This window comes from Thiohalospira halophila DSM 15071 (assembly GCF_900112605.1).
Lineage (GTDB): Bacteria > Pseudomonadota > Gammaproteobacteria > Thiohalospirales > Thiohalospiraceae > Thiohalospira > Thiohalospira halophila.
Window position 1 is genome coordinate 136,634 of the sequence record NZ_FOMJ01000003.1, and the last position, 14,203, is coordinate 150,836.

Here is a 14,203-nt window from a genome sequence, read left to right on the forward strand (position 1 = left end):
ATCCAATGCTCCGCCCCGGCTTCACCCTGGTGGAGCTGATGATCGTCGTGGCGATCCTCGGGATCGTCGCGACCGTCGCCATCCCGACCTATTCCGGCTACGTGGACACCGCCCGCCAGGGCCAGGCCCGGCAGAACGCCGCCAGCCTGGAGCTGGCCCTGGAGTCCTACTACCTGCAGAACAACACCTACGTCGCCGGCAGCTGGGACCCCGACGGTACCCGGACCCTGGAGACCGGGGCCCTGGGCTGGGAACCGGAGGGGGAGGAGATCACCCACACCTACCAGGTCACCGCCGGTGACTGCGGCGACATCGCCCTCTGCTACGACCTCACCGTCACCGACGAGGACGGTCATACCATCATCGATCAGGACGACTCATGAGCGGCAACGCACCCCAGGGGGTTACCGCCGAACTCCTCGCTGCCGGCCACCTGGATGCCGAGGCGGCCCGCGCCGCCGAGGCGGCGGAGGGCTCCCGGGTGGCCCACCTGGTCACCGAGGCCGGGGTGGACCCCGTGGTCGTGGCCGAGGCGGCGGGCCGCGCCTTCGGCCTGCCGGTGGTCGACCTGACGGCGGTGGAGCCGCTCCCGGAGGCGCTGGAAGGGCTCAAGCCGGATCTCCTGCGCCGCCACCGCCTCCTCCCCTTCTTCCGGCGCGGCCGACGCCTGGCCGTGGCCCTGGCCGACCCCGGCATCCTCCACGGCCTGGACGAACTCCAGTTCCAGGCCGGGGTCACCGCCGAGGCGGTGGTCGCCCCCCACGACCAGATCGAACCGGCCCTGGAGGCCGCCCTCACCGCCCGGGAGCAGGAGCTGGATGAGGGCACCGACGATACCGGGGAGATGGACGACCTGGACAATATCGGGGTGGACACCGGCGGGGAGACCGAGGAGAGCGACCCCGCCGCGGAGGGCGTGGACGAGGCGCCGGTGGTGCGCTTCATCAACCGCATCCTCCTGGACGCCATCCGGCGCGGCGCCTCGGACATCCACTTCGAACCCTTCGAGGAGTCCTACCGCATCCGCGTGCGCCTGGACGGCGTCCTGCGAACCATTACCCGGCCGCCGGTGGCCCAGGCCCCGCGCCTGGCAGCCCGGCTCAAGGTGATGGCGCGGCTGGACATCTCCGAGCGCCGCCTGCCCCAGGACGGGCGCATGAAGGTCCGGATCACGCGCAACCGCGCCGTGGACTTCCGCGTCTCCACCCTGCCGACCCTCTTCGGCGAGAAGGTGGTGCTGCGCATCCTCGATCCCATGGCCGCCAGCCTGGACGTGGACTCCCTGGGCATGAACGAGGACCAGAAGGCGGCCTTCCTCGCCGCCCTGGAGCGCCCCCAGGGGATGGTCCTGGTAACCGGCCCCACGGGCAGCGGCAAGACCATGTCCCTCTACACCGCCCTGGGCCTGCTCAACGACGATCGGCGCAACATCGCCACTGCCGAGGACCCGGCGGAGATCAACCTCCCCGGGGTCAACCAGGTGAACGTGAATCCCCGGGCCGGACTGGACTTTGCCGCCGCCCTACGCTCCTTCCTGCGCCAGGACCCCGACATCATCATGGTCGGCGAGATCCGCGACCTGGAGACGGCGGAGATCGGCATCAAGGCGGCCCAGACCGGCCACCTGGTGCTCTCCACCCTGCACACCAACGACGCCCCCCAGACCCTGGCGCGGCTGGTGAACATGGGGGTGCCGACCTACAACATCGCCACCAGCGTCAGCCTTATCATGGCCCAGCGGCTGGCCCGGCGGCTCTGCGACCACTGCAAGCAGCCCGTGGAGATTCCCCGGAGCGCGCTGGAGGCCGCCGGCTTCCCGCCCGAGGAGGCGGCAGAGGTCCGCCCCTTCGGCCCGGTGGGTTGCGAGCACTGCAACGAGGGCTACCGCGGCCGCGCGGGGATCTTCCAGGTCATGCCGGTCTCCGACGATATGGCGCGGCTCATCATGGAGGGCAGTGACGCCCTGGCCCTCGCGGCGCAGGCGGAGCAGGAGGGGATCCGCGATCTGCGCCGCTCCGGGCTGGACAAGGTGGCCGACGGCATCACCAGCCTGGAAGAAGTGGAACGGGTAACCCGGGAGTAGACGATGGCCGAGACGGCAACGGAGAGGGATTTCCAGTGGCGCGGCCGGGATGCCGACGGTAACCGCCGCCAGGGCCGCATCCGCGCCAGCGGAACCGACAGGGCCCGCGCCGAACTCCAGCGCCAGGGCCTGAAGGTAGAACGGATCCGCCCTGCTCGGGGCGGTCGCCGCATCAAGAGCGCGGACATCGCCCTCTTCGCCCGCCAGCTCTCGGTGATGGTCAATGCCGGCGTCCCCCTGGTCCAGGGGCTGGCCATCATTGCCGAGGGCTTCGACTCCCCGGCCATGCGCCATCTCATCAGCGAGCTGCGGCGGGATATCGAGGGGGGATCGCCCCTCTCATCCGCCCTGGAACGCCACCCGGCCCACTTCGACAGCCTCTTCTGCAACCTCGTGGCGGTGGGCGAGCAGACCGGCCGGCTCGACGAACTCCTGGAGCGGATCGCCGATACCCGGGAGCGCCTGGAGGCCATCAAGTCCAAGGTCCGCAAGGCGCTGGCCTATCCCACGGTGGTCCTCGCCGTGGCCCTGGCCATTACCGCCCTGATGCTCATGGTGGTGGTGCCCGCCTTCCAGGGGCTCTTTGCCGGCTTCGATGCCGAGCTGCCGACCATCACCCGCTGGGTGATCGGGCTCTCGGAGTTCGCCCAGGCCTGGGGCCTCCCGATCTTCGGCCTCCTGGTGCTGATGGCCATCGGCGCCTGGTGGTGGTACCGCCGTTCACCGGCCCTGCAACACCGGGCCGCCAGCTGGCTGCTTCGTGTGCCCCTTATTGGGGGGATCGTGCGCAAGGCGGCCATCGGCCGCTTCGCCCGGACCCAGGCCACCCTCTTCAATGCCGGCGTCCCCCTGGTGGAGGGGATGGACTCGGTGGCCGGGGCCATGGGCAACCCCGTCTACGCCGATGCCATCACCCGCATCCGGGACCAGGTGGCCACGGGCCAGAGTTTGCAGCGGGCCCTGGAGGCCAGTGGCCTGTTCCCCGACATGGTCGTCCAGATGGTGGCCATCGGCGAGGAGACCGGCTCCCTGGACGCCATGCTCTCCAAGGTGGCCGATTTCTACGAGGCGGAGGTCAATGATGCCGTGGACACCCTCTCCAGCCTCATGGAGCCCATCGTGATGGTGGTCCTGGGCGGCCTCATCGGTGGCCTGGTGGTGGCCATGTACCTGCCGGTCTTCCAGATGGGCCAGGCCATCGGCTAGAGTCGTCCCCTCCTGCCGCCCGGAGCCGCCCGTGTCCACCGAAACCCTCTGGATCACCCTCGCCGCCCTGCTGGGGCTGGTGGTAGGCAGCTTCCTCAACGTCGTCGCCCTGCGCCTGCCGGCCCGGCTCTGGCACCAGTACCGGCGGGAGTGCCGCGAGGACCTGGGACTGGAGGCCCCTTCGGAGGAACCCCCGCCGGGCCTCCTCGGGCCGCCCTCCCACTGCCCCGCCTGCGGCCATCGGCTGCGCCCCTGGGAGAACGTGCCGGTGGTGAGCTGGCTGCTCCAGCGCGGCCGCTGCCGGGCCTGCGGCACCGCCATCAGTGTCCGCTACCCGGTCGTGGAGCTGGCCGCCGCGGGGCTCGCCGTCTGGGCCGTGGCGGCCGCGGGGCCCGGTCCTCAAGCGCTGGCCTACGCCGGACTGGGCTGGACCCTGCTCACCCTCTCCCTCATCGACCTGGACCATCAGCTCCTGCCCGATGGCCCGACCCTGGGGCTGCTCTGGGCGGGCCTGCTCCTGGCCACGCTGGGTATCGGTCCCCCACCGGCGACCGCCATCATCGGGGCGGCCGCCGGCTTCAGCGCCCTGTGGCTGGTGGCCACCGGCTATCGCCTGCTGGCCGGCCGGGAAGGCCTGGGGGGAGGCGACCTCAAGCTCCTGGCCGCCCTGGGCGCCTGGGTGGGCTGGCAGCCGCTGCCGCTGGTGGTCATCGCCTCGGCCGTCCCCGGCGCCGTGATCGGGCTCCTCCTCACCGCCGGCGGCCGGAACCGCCACGAGCCACTGCCCTTCGGCCCCTTCCTCGCCCTGGGCGGCTGGTTCGTGGTCCTCCACGGCGACCAGCTGGCCCGCTGGCTCTACGGCGCCCCCCTCTGAGCCGGCTTCCCCGGCCCGCCCACGGCGGCTAGGATCGCGCCATGAACGAACAGCGACCCTTCACCGTAGGCCTCACCGGCGGGATCGGCAGCGGCAAGTCCACCGTGGCCGACCTCTTCGCCGAGCGCGGGATCCCCGTAGTGGATGCCGACGAGGCCGCCCGCGCCGTGGTGGCCCCCGGCAGCGAGGGGCTGGCCGAGGTGGTTGCCCGCTTCGGTGAGGCCGTGCTGGCCGCGGACGGCTCCCTGGATCGGGCCGCCCTGCGTCGACGGATCTTCCAGGAGCCGGAGGAACGGGAGGCCCTGGAGGCCCTCCTCCATCCGCGGATCCGCGCCTGGATGGAAGAACAGACCGCCGCCGCCGAGGGCCCCTGGGTGCTTCAGGTCATCCCGCTGCTGGTGGAGAAGGGATGGGCCGACCGGCTGGACCGGGTGCTGGTGGTGGAGGCCGATCCCGACGAGCAAGTCCAGCGCGCCGCCCGCCGCGACGGGGCGGAGCCGGCCGAGGTGGAGGCCATTCGGGCCAGCCAGGCGACGCCGGAGGAGCGGCGGGCGGTGGCCGATGATATCCTGCGCAACGACGATCGCGGCGCCCTGGCCGAGGCGGTGACGCAGCTGGATGCACAGTACCGCGCCCTGGCCGCCCGCGGCGGGGAGGAAGACTGAGATGAGCGAGAACGAGACGGGGCCCACCGTGCCCTGCCCCACCTGCCGCAAGCCGGTGGTCTACAGCACGGAGAATCCCTGGCGCCCCTTCTGCAGTGAGCGCTGCCGGCTGGTGGACCTGGGCGCCTGGGCCGACGAGGAGCATCGCATCGCCGGTGAGCCGGCGCCCCCGCCACCGGACGACGACCCCGAGGCCTACTGAGCCCCGGGCGCCGGGTCAGCGCTCACCCACCTCGAAGGGGAAGGCAAAGCGGGTCATCCCCGCCGCGTGGTGGACCGTGACCTCGGCGAACCAGTCCACACGATCGGCCGTGCAGACCGGCAGCATTGCCTCCGTGGACCAGCTGTCCTCGCCCTCCGCCTCCAGGGGGTAACGATTCTCCCCCATCTCCATGCCGGTCATGTCGAAGCGGACCATGACCCGGGAGACCTCGCGAAAACCGGTCGTCTCTGCCTCCAGGTCGAAGGCCTGCAGGGTCCGGAGGGTCGCGGGCAGGGTCAGGGTCACCTCGCCGCCGTCGGCGGCCAGGGTGCAGGGGTTCCCGGTAGGCCGGCACTCCTCGGCGACAACATCGGCGGCCAGCGGGTCCGGGGCCCGGCTCGAGAGCCAGGCATAGGCGGACCCCAGGGCGAGACCCAGGAGGGCAGCGGCCACGAGATTGCGGTTCATGCCGCCCCCTGCCAGAAGGCCCGGATCCCGGCCAAGCCCCGGGCCCCGGCCGCTACCGCGGCGGCCCGATCGCCGGGACCGACGCCGCCCAGGGCGTAGACCGGCAACCGCGCCCCGGCCACCAGGCGCCCGAATCCGGCCCACCCCAGGGGCTCCGTCCCCGGATGGCTGGCCGTCGGTGCCACGGGGCTCAGGAGGGCGAAGTCGGCGCCCACTTCCTCCGCTCGCGCCAGGTCGGCAGCCGAGTGGCAGGAGGCCCCCACCCACGCCAGGTTGGCCGGGCGCTCCTCCATCCGGGCCAGCCGGCGGCTGTTCAGGTGGACCCCGGCGGCCCCGACCTCGCGGGCCAGCTCCGGCTCGGCATTGAGCAGCAGGCGCCCGCCCACCGCCGCCACCCGGGCCACCGCCGCCTCCGCCAGCACGGCGTAGGCGGCCTGGTCCAGACCCGGGGCGCGCAACTGGACCAGGCCGGTGGCGGCAGCCGTGGCGGCCAGCCCCTCCAGAAAGGTCTCCAGTCCCGCCCCCGGCTCCGGGCTGATGGCCAGTTCATCGGGCAGGCGAAGGCTGGTGATCACGGCGGCATTGGCCGCGGGCATGGGGTAGTCGGGGAGTTCTCCGGCGGTGACCCAGCGCAGCGGCTGCCCCTCCCGGGAGGTGATCTCACCGTCCCAGGCAGTCACTCGCCAGATGTGGAGACGCGGCCCGTCGTCCACGGGGGGGAGCGTGATCAGGGGTTCGGCGACGGTGGGGGTGATCCCCACCTCTTCGGCCAGCTCCCGGGACAGGGCGGTCTCCGGGCTCTCCCCGGCCTCCACCTTGCCGCCGGGAAACTCCCACAGGCCGCCGCCGATGACCTCCGGCGGACGCTGATCGATGAGGACCCGGCCGTCAGCGGCGACGATCACGCCGATGGCGACCGCCGGCTCGTTGCCGGCTCCCATCACCGCCTCAGCTGCGGTACTCGGCGTTGATGCGGACATAGTCGTAGGAGAGATCGGAGGTCCAGACGGTGGCCTCGGCATCACCCCGTCCCAGCGCCACGTGGATGGTCACCTCCGACTCGGCCATCACCGCGGCGCCCTGCTCCTCGGTGTAGTCGACGGCGGGCTCGCCGCCACGGACGATGCAGACCTCGCCCAGATGGATGGTCACCCCGGTCAGGTCCAGGCCGTCGATGCCGGCACGCCCCACCGCGGCGAGGATCCGGCCCCAGTTGGGGTCGCCGGCGAAGAGCGCCGTCTTTACCAGGGGCGAGTGGGCGATGGTAAAAGCCACCTGCTCACACTCGGCCTCGTCCCGGCCGCCGCTCACGTGGAGGGTGACGAAGCGGGTCGCGCCCTCGGCGTCCCGGACGATGGCCTGGGCCAGGGCGGTACAGGCCCGTTCCACCGCGGCCGCAAAGGCGGGAAAGCGCGGGTCGTCGGTGGACTTGAGCGGCGCACTGTGACCGGTGTGGGTACTCACCAGCACGGCGGCATCATTGGTGGAGGTGTCGCCATCCACGGTGATGCGATTGAAGCTGCCGTCCACGGCCCGACGCAGGGCGGCGTCCAGCACCGGCTCGGTGGCCGGCAGGTCGGTGGCCAGGAAGGCGAGCATGGTGGCCATGTCCGGGCGGATCATCCCGGATCCCTTGGTGATCCCGGTGAGGATCGCCCCGTCCAGCTCCTCGATGACCTCGGAGTAGCCCTTGGCGACGGTATCCGTGGTGCGGATGGCATCCGCCGCCGCGGCCCAGCCCTCTACCTCCAGGCACTGGAAGGCATCGGCGATCCCGGGGATGAGCCGATCCATGGGCAGGGGCTCGCCGATGACGCCGGTGGAGAAGGGGAGCACCGCCTCGGGGCTGCAACCGCCGAGGTCGGCGACCTCGCGGCAGCTCGCCTCGGCATCGCGCTGACCCTGCTCGCCGGTGCCCGCGTTGGCGAAGCCGGTGTTGATGACGAGATAGCGAGGCGTGGCGGCCTGCAGATGGGCCTCGGCCACGCGCACGGGGGCCGCGCGGAAGGCATTGCGGGTAAAGACCGCAACCGCCCGGCTGCCGGCGGCCAGGGACATGAGCACCAGGTCCGGCCGACCGGGCTTGCGCAGCCCGGCGGCCACCACACCCAGCCGAACGCCGGGGACCGGCCGCAGCACGGGCGGCTCGTTCAGCCCCACGGCCATGGCTATTTCACCCGCCCGTGGCAGTGCTTGTACTTGCGGCCGGAGCCGCAGGGGCAGGGCTCGTTCCGCCCCACCTTGCGGCCGGAGCGCACGAAGGGCTGCTCCGGCGCCTCCTCATCCTGCGCGGCGGCCGGCTCGGCCTCCTCCTCGGGGGCGGCCATGGCGGAGGCCTCGGCGTGCTGGTAGGCCATCTCGCCGGCGGGCGTCTCCGCGCGGCGCTGGGCCTCCACCGCCTCCACATCCTCTTCCGCCTGCACCTGCACCCGCGAGAGCGTGGTAATGGTGTCGTGCTTGATGCGGTCGAGCATCTGATTGAAGAGGGTGAAAGCCTCCTTCTTGAATTCCTGGGTGGGATTGCGATGGGCGTAGCCGCGCAGGTGGATCCCCTGGCGCAGGTAGTCCATGGCCGCCAGGTGCTCCTTCCAGGCGGTATCGAGCACCTGGAGCATGGCCGCCTTCTCGAACTGGCGCAGCACCTGGGCACCCGCGCGGGCCTCCTTGTCGCGGTAGGCGGCCTCCGCCTCCTCGACAATACGCTGACGCAGCCCCTCCTCGTCCAGCTGGTCGTCCTCGGCCAGCCACTGCTGCAGCGGCAGCTCCAGGGCGTACTCGTCGGCCAGGGCGCGCTCCAGGCCGGGGACGTCCCACATCTCGTCGATACTCTCCGGCGGGATGTAGGTATCGATGGTGGCGTTGATGACCTCGGCCCGGATTCCCTCGATGGTCTCCGAGATGTCCTCGGAGCTCATGAGCTCGTCGCGCTGCTCGTAGATCACCTTGCGCTGCTCGTTGGCGACGTCGTCGTATTCCAGCAGCTGCTTGCGGATGTCGAAGTTGCGCCCCTCCACCTTGCGCTGGGCATTCTCGATGGCGCGGCTCACCCAGGGGTGCTCGATGGCCTCGCCCTCCTTCATCCCGAGCTTCTGCATCATGCCGCTGACCCGCTGGGAGGCGAAGATGCGCATGAGGCTGTCTTCCAGGGAGAGGAAGAAGCGGCTGGAGCCGGGATCGCCCTGGCGGCCGGAGCGCCCGCGCAGCTGGTTGTCCACCCGCCGCGATTCGTGGCGCTCGGTGCCGATGATGTGCAGGCCGCCGGCCTCGATGACCTGGTCGTGGCGCTGCTGCCAGTCGGCGCGCACCCGCTCGCGTTCGGCCTCGCCGGCCTCCTCGCCCAGTTCGGCCAGCTCCGCTTCCAGGTTGCCGCCTAGGACGATGTCGGTCCCGCGGCCGGCCATGTTGGTGGCGATGGTCACCGCCCCCGGGCGACCGGCCTGGGCGATGATCTCCGCCTCGCGCTCGTGCTGCTTGGCGTTGAGCACATTGTGGGCGATCCCGGCCTCCTTGAGCTTGCGGTCCAGGATCTCGGAGACGTCGATGGAGGCCGTACCCACCAGGACGGGCTGGCCACGCTCCACGCAGTCCCGGATCTCGGCGACCACGGCGTCGTACTTCTCGGCCTGGGTCAGGTAGACCAGGTCGCCGAGATCCTGGCGCGCCACCGGCTTGTGGGTGGGGATGACCACCACCTCGAGCCCGTAGATCTGCTGGAACTCGTAGGCCTCGGTATCCGCCGTGCCGGTCATGCCGGCCAGCTGGTCGTACATCCGGAAGAAGTTCTGGAAGGTGATGGAGGCCAGGGTCTGGTTCTCCTGCTGGATGGCCACCCCCTCCTTGGCCTCCACCGCCTGGTGGAGCCCCTCCGACCAGCGCCGGCCCGGCATGGTACGGCCGGTGAACTCGTCGACGATGACGATCTGATCGTCCTCGGTCACCACGTAGTCCACGTCCCGCTGGAAGAGCGCCCGCGCGCGCAGCGCCGCATTGACGTGGTGCATCAGGGCGATGTTGGCGGCGTCGTAGAGGCTCTGCCCCTCGCCCAGCAACCCGGCCTCGGTGAGCAGGCGCTCGATCTTCTCGTGGCCGACCTCGGTGAGGTGGACCTGGCGTGCCTTCTCGTCCACGAAGTAGTCGCCGGTGGCTTCTTCGTCCCCTTCCATCTCGTCCGGATCCACCTCCTGGGGCTCCAGGTAGGGGATCAGGGCGTCGATGCGCTGGTAGAGACCGGGATCGCCCTCCGCCGGGCCGGAGATGATGAGGGGGGTGCGCGCCTCGTCGATGAGGATGGAGTCCACCTCGTCGACGATGGCGTAGTGGAGCCCGCGCTGGACCCGCTCCTCCCGGGAGAAGGCCATGTTGTCGCGCAGGTAGTCGAAGCCGAACTCGTTGTTGGTGCCGTAGGTGATATCCGCGGCGTAGGCGTCGCGCTTGTCCTGGGGGCTCTGACCCGAGTGGATGCTCCCCACGGCCATTCCCAGAAATTCGTAGACCGGCCGCATCCAGTCGGCGTCGCGAGAGGCGAGGTAATCGTTGACGGTAACGATGTGGACGCCCTCGCCCTTCAGGGCGTTGAGGTAGGCCGGCAGGGTCGCGACGAGGGTCTTGCCCTCGCCGGTCCGCATCTCGGCGATGCGGCCACTGTCCAGCACCATGCCGCCGATGAGCTGGACATCGAAGTGGCGCTGACCCAACGTCCGGCGCGCCGCCTCGCGGACGGCCGCGAAGGCCTCCGCTCGCAGCTCCTCGGTCCCGGCCCCGTCGGCCATGCGCCGCCGGAATTCATCGGTCTTCGCCGCCAGCGCGGCATCATCCAGGGCCTGGTATTCCGACTCCAGCTCGTTGATCCGCTCCACCTCGCGCCGCAGGCGCTTGATGAACCGATCGTTTCGACTGCCGAGTACCCGATTGACGAGTGAAGCGAACATGTAACCGTCGCATCTGCCGCAAGAAGACTTGACCATCTTACCCTATGGCAGGGTTGTGCGGCAGGGGTGCAGAGGGGCGCGGAAGCGCCCCGGGAGGATTCAGCGGTTGGCCCGCCGGATGTAGCTGGCCGGATCGACGGTGTCCCCGTCCTCCCAGACCTCGAAGTGGACGTGGGGGCCGGTGGAGCGTCCGGTGGATCCCATGAGGGCGATGGCCTCGCCCTGCTCCACCGTATCGCCCACCTCGACCAGGATCTCGGCATTGTGGCCGTAGCGGGTGATTACCCCGTTTCCGTGGTTGATCTCCACCAGATTGCCGTAGCCCCAGCGGCTGCCGGCCCAGGTAACCACACCGGAGGCGGTGGCGATGACATCGCTCCCCTCGCGCCCGGCGAAATCCATGCCCTTGTGGAATTCCCGGTTGCCGTTGAAGGGATCGGTGCGCATGCCGTAGTGGGAGGAGCGCCACCCCTTGCGGATGGGCCGGCCGGCGGGGAGGACCTCGTCCTGGAGATTGCGGTTCATCATCATCCCCTCCAGCACGGAGAGCTGGCGGGAGCGGCTATCCAGTTGCTGCGACAGGTCCCCCAGGGCCTTCATGAAGTCGGGCTTCGCCACCGGCCGGGCCTCCTCCGACGACTCGGGGCCGCCCTGGCCGGGGACCTTGCCGAACTGGAACTCACCGCCATCCAGGTCGGCCATCTGGGTGAGTCGCTCGCCCAGCGCGTTGAGCCGGATCATCTGGGCCTGCATCTCGCCCAGCTTCATCGCCAGGGCATCCAAGTTATTCCGGGCCTCCTGGCGGGCCTCCTCCACTCGGGCCTCCTGCTCGGCCAGCCGCTCCTGGTACTGCTGCTCCAGCTCCGACGGATTCATGGAGACGTAGCGCTCCCCGGCGACGAACCCAAGCACCACGGCGGTTACCGGCAGGAGGAAGAGGGACGCGAACAGGGCGACGGCCGCCCCCCGATGGTGGAGGGTCAGGTGGCGGCCTCCGTTGAGCCTGGGGGAGTGGATGATGATATTCATGGCCGGAATCCCTTGATTGGCGGTTCTCGGTTAGTATCGTGCTGGTGATCGGGCCATGCCACCAGGACACGTTTCACAAAATGCGACAACCGAAGCCGCTTGATGACCTGTTCCCCGGCGACGGGGTTACCGACCGCGCCCGGCGCCTGGCCCACGCCGATGGCATCCTCCGGGCCGCGCTACCGGAGGCGGCGGCGCCACACGTCCGCCTGGCCAACCTCCGCGGGGGTTGCGCCATCCTCCACGCGGACTCCGCCGCCTGGGCCGAACGGCTGCGCTACCTCCGTGCCACCATCCTCGATGCCCTCGGCGAGGGCGTCTCGGACCTGCAGATCCGGGTCGTCACGCCCGAGAGCGAGCCGTCGCCCCGTAGCACCCCGCGCCGGCCACCCCCCGAATTCGCGGGCCGGACCCTGAAACAGCTTGCCGACCACTGCGAGCCCGGACTGGCCTCCGCCCTGCGCCGTCTCGCGCGCCACGCCCGGACGGAATGAGACCGGTCTTCAGGCCCTCCTAGGCCGGCGCGCCCTCGGCATCGGCGGCCGGATGGGCATAGGCGATGGGCGCGGTGCCCTTCTCGAAGGTCACCTCCTCCCACGCCTCGGGGTCCGCGATCAGCGCACGGAGCAGGCGGTTGTTCAGGGCGTGACCGGACTTGAAGCCCTCGTAGGCGCCGATGAGGCTGTGGCCCAGAAGGTAGAGATCACCGATGGCGTCGAGGACCTTGTGCTTCACGAACTCGTCCTGGTAGCGCAGGCCGTCCTCGTTGAGGATGCGGTAGTCGTCCAGGACGATGGCGTTGTCGAGGCTGCCGCCGAGGGCGAGATTGTTCGCCTGCAGGTGCTCGATATCGTTCATGAAGCCGAAGGTCCGCGCCCGGGAAACCTCCTTGACGAAGGAGGTGGTGGAGAAGTCCACCTCCGCATTCTGGCCGCAGTCCTGAATGGCGGGGTGCTCGAAATCGATGCGAAAGCCCACCTTGAAGCCGTCGAAGGGCTCGAAGCGGGCCCACTTGCCGTCCTCTTCCACCGCCACCGGCTTGCGGATGCGCACGAAGCGCTTGGCCGCCGACTGCTCCTCGATGCCGGCCGACTGGATGAGGAAGACGAAGGGCCCGGCACTGCCATCCATGATCGGCACCTCGGCGGCGCTGACGTCGATGATGGCGTTGTCGATCCCCAGCCCGGCCAGGGCCGAGAGGAGGTGCTCGACGGTGGAGATGCGCACCCCGTCCTTGACCAGCGCCGTGGAGAGCGTGGTATCCCCCACGTTCTCTGCCCGCGCCGGGATGGTCACCGGCTCGTCCAGATCCACGCGCCGGAACAGGATCCCGGAATTGACCGGCGCCGGGCGCAGGGTCAGGTAGATCTTCTCACCGGTGTGGAGACCGACACCGGTGGCCTTGATCGCTTGTCTCAGGGTGCGCTGCTTGATCATCGAGCCGGTTTTCACCTCGTCTGGCGTCTGGAGATCCCTGTTCGGGAACGATTGACCAATCGTACCACAGTCTCAATCCCATTGACCACGTGATGTCAATCCGCCTGGCGCCGCAGGAAGGCCGGGATATCCAGGTAGTTGTACTCGTCGTCGCCCTGGTTGCCCTGCCCGGTGGTGCCGTCCCCGGCGGCCTTGTTGCGGATCACCGTGGGGCGGTCGAGCTCGTGGTAATCCATGTCGCCGGAGGCCTTGCGCTTGGGCATCTCCACGGTCTTCTCCGGCTCCGGAGACCGCCCGATGCCGGTGGCCACCACGGTGACGCGCATCTCGTTCTCCATGTCCATGTCGATGGCCGTACCCACGACCACATTGGCATTGGCGTCGGCGAACTCGCGGACCGTGTCACCCACCTCGCCGAACTCGCCGATACTCATGTCCGGGCCAGCGGTGACGTTGACCAGAACGCCGCGGGCGCCGGCCAGGTCCACATCCTCCAGCAGCGGGCTGGAGACGGCCGACTCGGCCGCGGTACGCGCCCGGCCCTCGCCGGTCCCGCTGCCGCTGCCCATCATGGCCATGCCCATCTCCGACATCACCGCGCGCACGTCGGCGAAGTCGACGTTGATGAGCCCGGGCCGGGTGATGAGTTCGGCGATACCCTGCACCGCCCCGTAGAGGACGTTGTTGGCCGCCTTGAAGGCGTCCAGCAGGCTGGTGTTCTTGCCCATCACCGAGATCAGCTTCTCGTTGGGGATGGTGATGAGGGAGTCGACGTACTCGCCCAGCTGCTGGATCCCCTCGTCGGCCACGGAGGTCCGCTTGCCCCCCTCGAAGGGGAAGGGCCGGGTCACCACGGCCACGGTGAGGATGCCCATCTCCCGGGCGATCTGGGCCACCACCGGCGCACCGCCGGTCCCCGTGCCGCCGCCCATACCGGCGGTGACGAAGAGCATGTCGGCACCCTCGATGCTCTCGACGATGCGGTCCTTGTCCTCCAGGGCAGCCTGCCGGCCGATCTCCGGGTCGGCCCCGGCGCCGAGGCCCTTGGTCACCCCGTTACCCAGCTGCAGTACCGAACGCGCCGACGACTTCTTCAGCGCCTGGGCGTCGGTATTGGCGCAGATGAAGTCCACGCCATCCAGGTTCTGCTCCACCATGTGCTCGACCGCATTGCCGCCGCCGCCGCCAACGCCGAGCACCTTGATCACCGCATTCGGTGTATAGGAATCCATCAGTTCGAACATCGCTTGTTACCCCTTGGTCGTAATCCGTCCTGGCCTGCGGGCGGGTGCCCGCTCCCCTTGTCGCGTC

General features: G+C 70.0%; 14 protein-coding genes. 7 read left to right on the forward strand and 7 right to left on the reverse strand.

Annotation, left to right across the window (positions count from 1 at the left end):
• Positions 1-5: 5 nt before the first annotated feature.
• From BM272_RS06180 to yacG, 6 genes are read left to right on the forward strand one after another with little or no spacing between them, the layout of a single operon-like run.
• Complete coding sequence (locus BM272_RS06180; protein ID WP_093427901.1) at positions 6-383, forward strand: type IV pilin protein; 378 nt, start codon at positions 6-8, stop codon at positions 381-383.
• Complete coding sequence (gene pilB / locus BM272_RS06185; RefSeq protein ID WP_093427902.1) at positions 380-2,083, forward strand: type IV-A pilus assembly ATPase PilB; 1,704 nt, start codon at positions 380-382, stop codon at positions 2,081-2,083. Before BM272_RS06180 ends, pilB begins: the two co-directional genes overlap by 4 nt.
• Positions 2,084-2,086: 3 nt before the next feature.
• Positions 2,087-3,289: a type II secretion system F family protein gene (locus BM272_RS06190; RefSeq protein WP_093427903.1), complete on the forward strand. Its 1,203-nt coding sequence runs from the start codon at positions 2,087-2,089 to the stop codon at positions 3,287-3,289.
• A 31-nt stretch (positions 3,290-3,320) separates the two neighbouring features.
• Positions 3,321-4,163, forward strand: a complete 843-nt coding sequence (locus tag BM272_RS06195; protein ID WP_093427904.1) for a prepilin peptidase — start codon at positions 3,321-3,323, stop codon at positions 4,161-4,163.
• A gap of 41 nt (positions 4,164-4,204) precedes the next feature.
• Complete coding sequence (gene coaE / locus BM272_RS06200) at positions 4,205-4,828, forward strand: dephospho-CoA kinase (protein WP_093427905.1); 624 nt, start codon at positions 4,205-4,207, stop codon at positions 4,826-4,828.
• Position 4,829: 1 nt separating this feature from the next.
• Positions 4,830-5,030, forward strand: coding sequence for a DNA gyrase inhibitor YacG (gene yacG / locus BM272_RS06205; protein WP_093427906.1), 201 nt, complete (start codon positions 4,830-4,832; stop codon positions 5,028-5,030).
• Positions 5,031-5,045: 15 nt separating this feature from the next.
• Here yacG and BM272_RS06210 read toward each other — a convergent pair whose 3' ends face one another.
• The 5 genes from BM272_RS06210 to BM272_RS06230 all read right to left on the reverse strand — a co-directional run bounded on the left by BM272_RS06210 (position 5,046) and on the right by BM272_RS06230 (position 11,455).
• Positions 5,046-5,498: a hypothetical protein gene (locus BM272_RS06210; protein ID WP_093427907.1), complete on the reverse strand. Its 453-nt coding sequence runs from the start codon at positions 5,496-5,498 to the stop codon at positions 5,046-5,048.
• A complete protein-coding gene (locus BM272_RS06215) occupies positions 5,495-6,439 on the reverse strand; it encodes a Nudix family hydrolase (protein WP_093427908.1) in 945 nt (314 codons plus the stop codon). The genes BM272_RS06210 and BM272_RS06215 overlap by 4 nt, the downstream gene beginning before the upstream one ends.
• A gap of 7 nt (positions 6,440-6,446) precedes the next feature.
• Positions 6,447-7,664, reverse strand: coding sequence for a bifunctional glutamate N-acetyltransferase/amino-acid acetyltransferase ArgJ (argJ, locus tag BM272_RS06220; RefSeq protein ID WP_093427909.1), 1,218 nt, complete (start codon positions 7,662-7,664; stop codon positions 6,447-6,449).
• A gap of 2 nt (positions 7,665-7,666) precedes the next feature.
• Entirely contained in the window at positions 7,667-10,426 is a 2,760-nt protein-coding gene (gene secA, locus BM272_RS06225) for a preprotein translocase subunit SecA (RefSeq protein WP_093427910.1), read from the reverse strand.
• Positions 10,427-10,525: 99 nt separating this feature from the next.
• A complete protein-coding gene (locus BM272_RS06230; protein WP_093427911.1) occupies positions 10,526-11,455 on the reverse strand; it encodes a M23 family metallopeptidase in 930 nt (309 codons plus the stop codon).
• 80 nt (positions 11,456-11,535) lie between these two features.
• Here BM272_RS06230 and BM272_RS06235 point away from each other — a divergent pair, with 80 nt between their 5' ends.
• The gene (locus BM272_RS06235) at positions 11,536-11,949 is read left to right on the forward strand and encodes a DUF721 domain-containing protein (RefSeq protein ID WP_093427912.1); all 414 of its coding nucleotides are present in this window, start codon (positions 11,536-11,538) and stop codon (positions 11,947-11,949) included.
• Positions 11,950-11,968: 19 nt separating this feature from the next.
• Here BM272_RS06235 and lpxC read toward each other — a convergent pair whose 3' ends face one another.
• A complete protein-coding gene (gene lpxC, locus BM272_RS06240; protein WP_093427913.1) occupies positions 11,969-12,892 on the reverse strand; it encodes a UDP-3-O-acyl-N-acetylglucosamine deacetylase in 924 nt (307 codons plus the stop codon).
• Positions 12,893-12,987: 95 nt separating this feature from the next.
• On the reverse strand, positions 12,988-14,136 hold the full coding sequence (ftsZ, locus tag BM272_RS06245; protein WP_093427914.1) for a cell division protein FtsZ: 1,149 nt from the start codon (positions 14,134-14,136) through the stop codon (positions 12,988-12,990).
• Positions 14,137-14,203 lie beyond the last annotated feature (67 nt).